We start from the raw sequence: 6358 nt of genomic DNA on the forward strand, positions 1-6358 counted from the left end.
GCGGCTTCTGATTCCACGATGCGTTCGGCGCGGTGTTCGGAAAAATCCTTGCCAGGTTTTTCCCGCGTTAATAGAGCGAGAAGAATCCTCGCGCCCATCCGCCTTTCCGTCATGCCGGAAAGATATTCGCAGGCCGCCGAATAATTTGACGATTTTACGTAATCTGAAACGGCGGACGCTATGTCGTCTACGCGAAGGTTGTGGTAAATAAGGTAGTAGGCGCGTTCCAGGGAAATTGCGACGGTGGCGATGGAAAAAACAAGCAGGGGCCACATAAAAGCGCCGCCTAGCTTAAAAAGTTCCAGTACGGAAAATGAAGCGTTATCCATAAATATCTCCTATTTTTTTACAGATTGTAAAATTATTTTTTGGGTCAGGGTTTCTTTGATGTTTTCCCATTCATAATACAAGTATATCCATGAAAGGGTTTCTTCCCAATCCCTAAGCATGGTGCCGGAATCCCGCACGGGTTTAAGCTCCTCGGAAAATACGCGCCCCGTGTAACCGGTATTCCAGCGTATGTCTTCGGCTTTTACAAAAGTATCGCCTTCCTGTAGCCAGCCGTCGGGCCTTTTCTTTTTTGATACCATTTCAGGAAACAGTATCGGTTGCCAGAATTCTTCAAAATCGTCGATGTCTTTTATTGATTGTTTTTCAGGCGAGTCATAGGACGCCATCCACGCGGCCGTAGCGATAATGCGCTCGTTTCTGTTCCTGAGGCTTTTTAACGCCTCGTCCCCCGTGATGTGGGTGTCGTAACGGCGGATACGTCCCGATGTTATTTGAATATGTTCAATTTCTTTGTCTAATTCCAGAACGCAAGTATCCGCGAAAGAAAGGGAGCCCGTTCCAAGTATTTCCATCGAGTATTCGTTCCAGCCGTGAACGCTGCCTGCGAAATATTCAAGCGAATTAATCATGATTTCCCCGTTTTCGTCCGGCATTGAACCGCGAAGCCTCATCATGGGATATTTATCTAGAGTGATAAGGACGGATTGTTCCGCCGCCTTGTTTTTAATTACCGTAACCGCCATGTCTTGTGCGGCGCCTTTCTTTATGCTGGAGCGGTAAACCGACACTTTTTTTTCGGCGGAAGCGGAGCCGTCGATTTTACGTCCCGCCTTTTCCATTACGGAGACACAGCCGCCAAACAGCAAGGCGGCTATTACCAAAAAAAAAGTTTTTTTCATTCGTTATTAAGATTATAGATATAATGCGGCATAAGGGCAAGTTTGTGCTGGTTTGTTTTTTGCAGAACGTCTATTTTTTTCTTTGTTTCCGCGTCTTCGCATACGTCTTCCCTGATATACCTGTCCAAAACGGCGTAGGTAAACCCGAGGTTTTCCTCGTCTGAAAGGCCGGAAAGCCCGTCTTCGGGGACTTTTTCGATAAATTTTTCCGGTAAGCCCAGTTCCCTGCCCAAAGCCTTTACTTCCGTAACGGTCAGGCGGGACAGGGGGCTAAAATCGCCCGCCCCGTCGCCGTATTTTGTCGCGTAACCGACCCAGTCCTCGCTTAAGTTGCAGGTGTTGGCGACCCTTCCGTTTACAACGGCTGAGACGGCGTAAAGCGTCGTCATCCTAATCCTTGCGGGTATATTTATGGTAGCCTGCCTGTTAAGCGAGAGCGAGCTTTCTTTTATTGATGAAAGCAGGGCGTCCACGCTGTTTTTTATGTTTATAACAAAATGTTTTATTCCAAGAATAGAGACCAGTTCCTGCGAATAGCCTATGTCGTGCTGTTCCCCCTGCGGCATAAGCACGCCGTAAACCCTGTCTTTTCCAAGCGCCTGCACGCAAAGGGCCGCCGTTACCGAACTGTCCTTGCCGCCCGACAAACCGATGACCGCGTTACAGCCTTTGCCGTTTTCTTCGAAATAATTCTGCAGCCATTCAATAATTTCCAGTTTTACTTCCGCCGCGTTAAACATATTTTACTCCTTAATTTCCGCCTTAAACGGAAGCATCGGAAGGCCGTCGCTGTTGAATAACTGCCTGTCGATGGGATTATCCGCCCACGCGTATAAAATCTTTTTCGGCCCTTTTAAGAAAGACAAGTCGACGCAAATAACGTCTTTCCCGGTTATTTCAGCAGGGAGGATAACTTGCTTGTCCGTGTCAATTACGGTGACATGGGCTGTTGCGCCTTCAGGAACGGTTTTAAGCCCGCCTGAACAGTTGTCAAAGTAAAGATAAAGCTTTTCCTGTTTTTTTTCAACTTGCCGCAAGACCGGTCCGGGCGAAGAGTTGTCCGCGTTAAACAGCGTTTTTTCCGCCGCTAGGAACAAGCGGAGCCCCACATCCTTTTTATTTAACGGATGAAGGTCGTTCCATTCGCCAAGGTCCAGGGCGCATGCCATTCCCGTAGTAGGAAGGGAGAGGGCTTGCGCCTGCGCTTCCCTTATTAGCGCCCACGGGGAATCCTCAATGTTATTTGAAGGGGATTTCCAGATGGGCAGTTGGACGAAGATGAACGGAAGTTCCTTCCCGCAGTATTTATTCCGCCAGTCCTGTATCATTAAAATGAATAATTTAGCGTAATCATCGGGGGTTGAATCGTTGGATTCGCCCTGATACCATAAAACGCCCTTTAAGGGATATTTTAACAACGGGGCTATCATGGCGTTAAAGTTACCCGTCGGCAGGCGCTGGAAGAAAAATTCTCCCGGGCGCACGGGGGTAGTCGCGCCCACTTTGTATTTCCATGTTCCCGACAATTCAACGGTTTCATCGTCCGTAAATACGCGGAAAGGCTTGTCAGTCGTAACGCCGCCGTCGCCACAGTTGCACGTAACCCTTATTACGATGCGGTTTTTGCCTTTTTTTATAAGCCCCTTGCACGCGTATTTGCGCGGCGGATAGCGGTATCCCGTGTTTCCTATTTCAACGCCGTTTATATAGACCGTGTCCGCGTCCGTTATCGTGCCAAGCCAGATAAAAACTTTCTTTACCGCAAAAGAAGCGCTTACCTCAAAATCTTTGGCAAGCCAGATTACACCGCAAAAATTAGAAAGTCCCGTCGAAGAAAAATCGCCTGGCAGGGTAATTTCATCCCAGCTTGAAATGCCCGTTTGCTCTTTTTCCCAATCGTCGGCAAGGCCCAGATCTTCGCTTTTTAAAAATGTTTCCCATTCGTTAATCGCGTCCGTCGAATCTTTTATGACTTGCGCGTTTTTGGCTTCGTCCGCGTAACTTTTGCCTTCCGCAATTTTTTCAGGATAATCTTTAAGGGCGTCCGTACTCATCCATGATTCAATTGGAGTGCCGCCCCATGCCGTCCTTACAAGCCCAATGGGAACGCCGTATTTTTTGTTGAATTCTTTCGCGAAGAACCAGCCCGCGCCCGTAAACTCCTGCAATGTTTCCTTGGACGGGGAAATCCACCCTCCGCCGGTTAATTCTTCGCGTGGCAGGGAAAAATCCCATTCCTGCGGAACCTTAAAAAGCCTGATAAGGGGAAATTCTTTACATTCCCATTCCTCAGGATAATTGTCGCGGAGGCGTTCCATCTGCATTTCCATATTGGACTGCCCGGCGCACATCCATACGTCCCCCGAGTAAATATCCGTTACGGAAAACGAGCCGTTTTTGGCGGTAATGTCCATTGTAAAAGGCCCGCCCGCCTGTACGGGATCAAGTGTTAAAAGCCATTTTCCGTCAATATTATGCGATTTGAATTTTTTGCCTAAAAATGTTACGGAAAGTTTTTCCCCGCTCCAAATCGGGAAAGGCTCGTCGCGCTGTATGATCATTCCGTTACTTATCAATGTTGACAAGCCTGAAACTTTTATGTCAGTTTTCTGTATTCCGTCCATAAGACATCCGCGTAATGTTCAGTGTCCTTGCCGTTGCCGGAAGCGAAAACCCCCGCGATTAAGCCCGTAAAGCCGCCTGAAAATTCAGTGCTTAAAAATTTCGCGTCATGATGATCCGAAAAACAGGTAAGGGAATATTGATCTTTTCCGTAAAAGAAGGAAAGGGCCATTTCTTCGCATCTTACGGCAAGCACGATATTTTTTTCTGTTTCCTGACATTCCGTTTCCGCGACTTTCTCGTCGTCTTTTCCCGACGCGCGTATAAGGCGCAATGACGGCTTACCGGACAACCCTACGCATAATTCGTAACGGAACTGGAAATTTTCGTTTTGAAGTAAAACTACGCCGGCGCTTTCGTTTGCCCCCTTAGGTGTAAATTCCATAGAAACGGTAAAAGCCCAGTTTTTATGCTTGACTCTTCTTCCCGCAAAAGCCGGATGCTCCGTTCCGCGAAGGGTTGCCGCTTTTGTAGAAAGCCGTAACGCGCCCGAATGGGAATTAAAACTTACGGCGCAGTCTTTTTTATTTACGGGCATGCGGAGCGTAAGCCAGTGGAACGGCAGTTTCCCGTTAAAATGGTCGCAGGTCGGCTCGTAACTCCATTCGGGATCCGCGTTTGTAACTGGCAAGGGCTGAAGGTTAAATTCTTTTTCTATAAGCCCGAATTTTGAAAGCACGCACGGCCAGCCGTCTTCCCAGACGATAGGAACCATAAAAGTTTCCCGTCCAAGCGGGCATACCCCGTAATGGGGACGGGACGCCAAAAGAACCATCCACCAGTTTCCGTTTGTGTCATCAAAAAGATCGCCGTGTCCCACGTTGATGATATCCGCGTTCTTCCCCAAATGCCTGTGGGTTATTACGGGGTTGCTTTTTTTCCCTTCCCACGGGCCGTTTATGTTCTTCGACCGCGCTACGCAGACGGCGTGATCAAGGCCGGTTCCGCCTTCGGCGTGAAGAAGATAATACATGCCGTCAATTTTATAAATATGCGGACCTTCCGGCCATATTGAATTACGCAGGGCGCCGCGCCAGATGCCGATAGGTTTGCTTGTAAGGGGATTTTTCCCGGCGGCAAGAAGGGACGGGTTGATTTCCTGTATGTATATTTCATAATTGCCAGAATATTTTTCGCCGTCCGGCGCCGGATGCGTGCCGCAGTACCAAATTTTCCCGTCGTAATCGAAGAATATCGAAGGATCAATCCCGTCGGCTTCCTTTAACCAGATAGGATCGGACCATGGGCCCGCGGGGTCTTTCGCCGTAATTAAAAAATTACCTCCCGTTCCGATTAAAGTGCAGAGGATATAAAATATGCCCTTATTGTACCTGATTGTAGGCGCGAACAGCCCCTGGGAAATTTGATGGCCTTCGTAATTTAACTGTTCCGGCCTGTCTATGGCGTTACCGATTTGTTTCCAGTGCAACAGGTCGGTGCTGTGGAAAACCGGAATTCCGGGAAAATACGCGAATGTGGAGTTAACCAGATAAAAATTACTTTCTACCCGGCAAATTGACGGATCGGGGTAAAATCCGCTTAAAATAGGATTATTTATTTTTATACTCATAGGAATATCCTACCATATTTATTTATTTTGTAAAATACACTATAACATAAATCAGGAGTTATATAAACAATGAATACCCATTTTTCGCGCGGTTTTAACTTTTCCAAATGGTTTGAAGCGCGTACTTTTCAGGATATAGTCTTTACCAAATTTACGGAACAGGATTTTATCGACGTAAAAAAACTTGGAGCCGACGTTATCCGCGTCCCTATAGCGTTTCATAATTTTACCCTTGGCGACAAGGCCCATACTCTGGAAAAAGGCCTTTTAGCATACCTCGATACGGCGGTAGATTGGGCGGAAAAACATGAACTATACATAATCTTAGACAACCATTCTTTTCACCCAATTGACCCTACCGACACTCACATTGACAAAATTCTTCTTCCTGTCTGGGAGCAGACCGCGGAACATTTTAAGAATAGAAGTAAATTTGTTATTTATGAAATATTGAACGAACCGCATGGGATTCCAGACGAACGCTGGAGCGAAATCCAGGAGGCGGCAATTAAAGCGATACGGAAAAACGATCAAAAGCATACCATTATCGTCGGCGGCACAAACTATAATTCCCTGGAAAAGATGACGATGGTTCCCATATATAAAGATGAAAACCTTATTTATACGTTTCACTTTTACGATCCCCATATTTTTACCCATCAGGGGGCGACATGGAACAAGCCGTCTTTAGCGCCTTTATCCGGCCTTCCGTTTCCCTATGATAAGGACAGGATACCGGAGCCCCATGAAACGTTCATAGGGACATGGGTGGAAGAATCCCTGAAACATTATGAGGAAGATTCAAAGCTTGCGAAGCTAACCTCTACGCTCGATAAGGCTGATAAATTTTCCAAGGAGAAAAAAGTTCCCATTTTCTGCGGCGAGTTCGGGGTGTTTATGAGGCAGAGCAATCATGAAGACCGCGTTATATGGTACAAGTTTATCCGCGAAGAGCTTGAAAAAAGAAATATCGCGT

General features: G+C 47.0%; 5 protein-coding genes and 1 pseudogene. 1 reads left to right on the top strand and 5 read right to left on the bottom strand.

Going from position 1 to position 6358, the window contains the following annotated elements; genetic code table 11:
- From ACYVTD_RS09000 to ACYVTD_RS09020, 5 genes and pseudogenes are all read right to left on the bottom strand, one after another.
- A pseudogene (locus ACYVTD_RS09000) lies at positions 1–329 on the bottom strand (MotA/TolQ/ExbB proton channel family protein); the annotation flags it as partial.
- A 9-nt stretch (positions 330–338) separates the two neighbouring features.
- Complete coding sequence (locus tag ACYVTD_RS09005) at positions 339–1190, bottom strand: hypothetical protein (RefSeq protein WP_461247445.1); 852 nt, start codon at positions 1188–1190, stop codon at positions 339–341.
- Positions 1187–1930: an NAD(+) synthase gene (gene nadE, locus ACYVTD_RS09010; protein ID WP_461247446.1), complete on the bottom strand. Its 744-nt coding sequence runs from the start codon at positions 1928–1930 to the stop codon at positions 1187–1189. The genes ACYVTD_RS09005 and nadE overlap by 4 nt, the downstream gene beginning before the upstream one ends.
- Positions 1931–1933: 3 nt before the next feature.
- The gene (locus ACYVTD_RS09015) at positions 1934–3814 is read right to left on the bottom strand and encodes a sialate O-acetylesterase (RefSeq protein WP_461247447.1); all 1881 of its coding nucleotides are present in this window, start codon (positions 3812–3814) and stop codon (positions 1934–1936) included.
- The gene (locus tag ACYVTD_RS09020; RefSeq protein ID WP_461247448.1) at positions 3787–5382 is read right to left on the bottom strand and encodes a glycoside hydrolase family 43 protein; all 1596 of its coding nucleotides are present in this window, start codon (positions 5380–5382) and stop codon (positions 3787–3789) included. Before ACYVTD_RS09020 ends, ACYVTD_RS09015 begins: the two co-directional genes overlap by 28 nt.
- A gap of 69 nt (positions 5383–5451) precedes the next feature.
- On the opposite strand from ACYVTD_RS09020, the gene ACYVTD_RS09025 reads away from it, so the two are divergent.
- Positions 5452–6358: glycoside hydrolase family 5 protein (locus tag ACYVTD_RS09025; RefSeq protein ID WP_461247449.1), on the top strand; the 907-nt coding region annotated here is incomplete at its 3' end.

It is taken from the genome of Treponema sp. R6D11, assembly GCF_054786075.1.

Coding starts and splice junctions, on each gene's coding strand:
- ACYVTD_RS09005 (WP_461247445.1), bottom strand. CDS start 1,190: ATGAAAAAAACTTTTTTTTTGGTAATAGCCGCCTTGCTGTTTGGCGGC.
- nadE (WP_461247446.1), bottom strand. CDS start 1,930: ATGTTTAACGCGGCGGAAGTAAAACTGGAAATTATTGAATGGCTGCAG.
- ACYVTD_RS09015 (WP_461247447.1), bottom strand. CDS start 3,814: ATGGACGGAATACAGAAAACTGACATAAAAGTTTCAGGCTTGTCAACA.
- ACYVTD_RS09020 (WP_461247448.1), bottom strand. CDS start 5,382: ATGAGTATAAAAATAAATAATCCTATTTTAAGCGGATTTTACCCCGAT.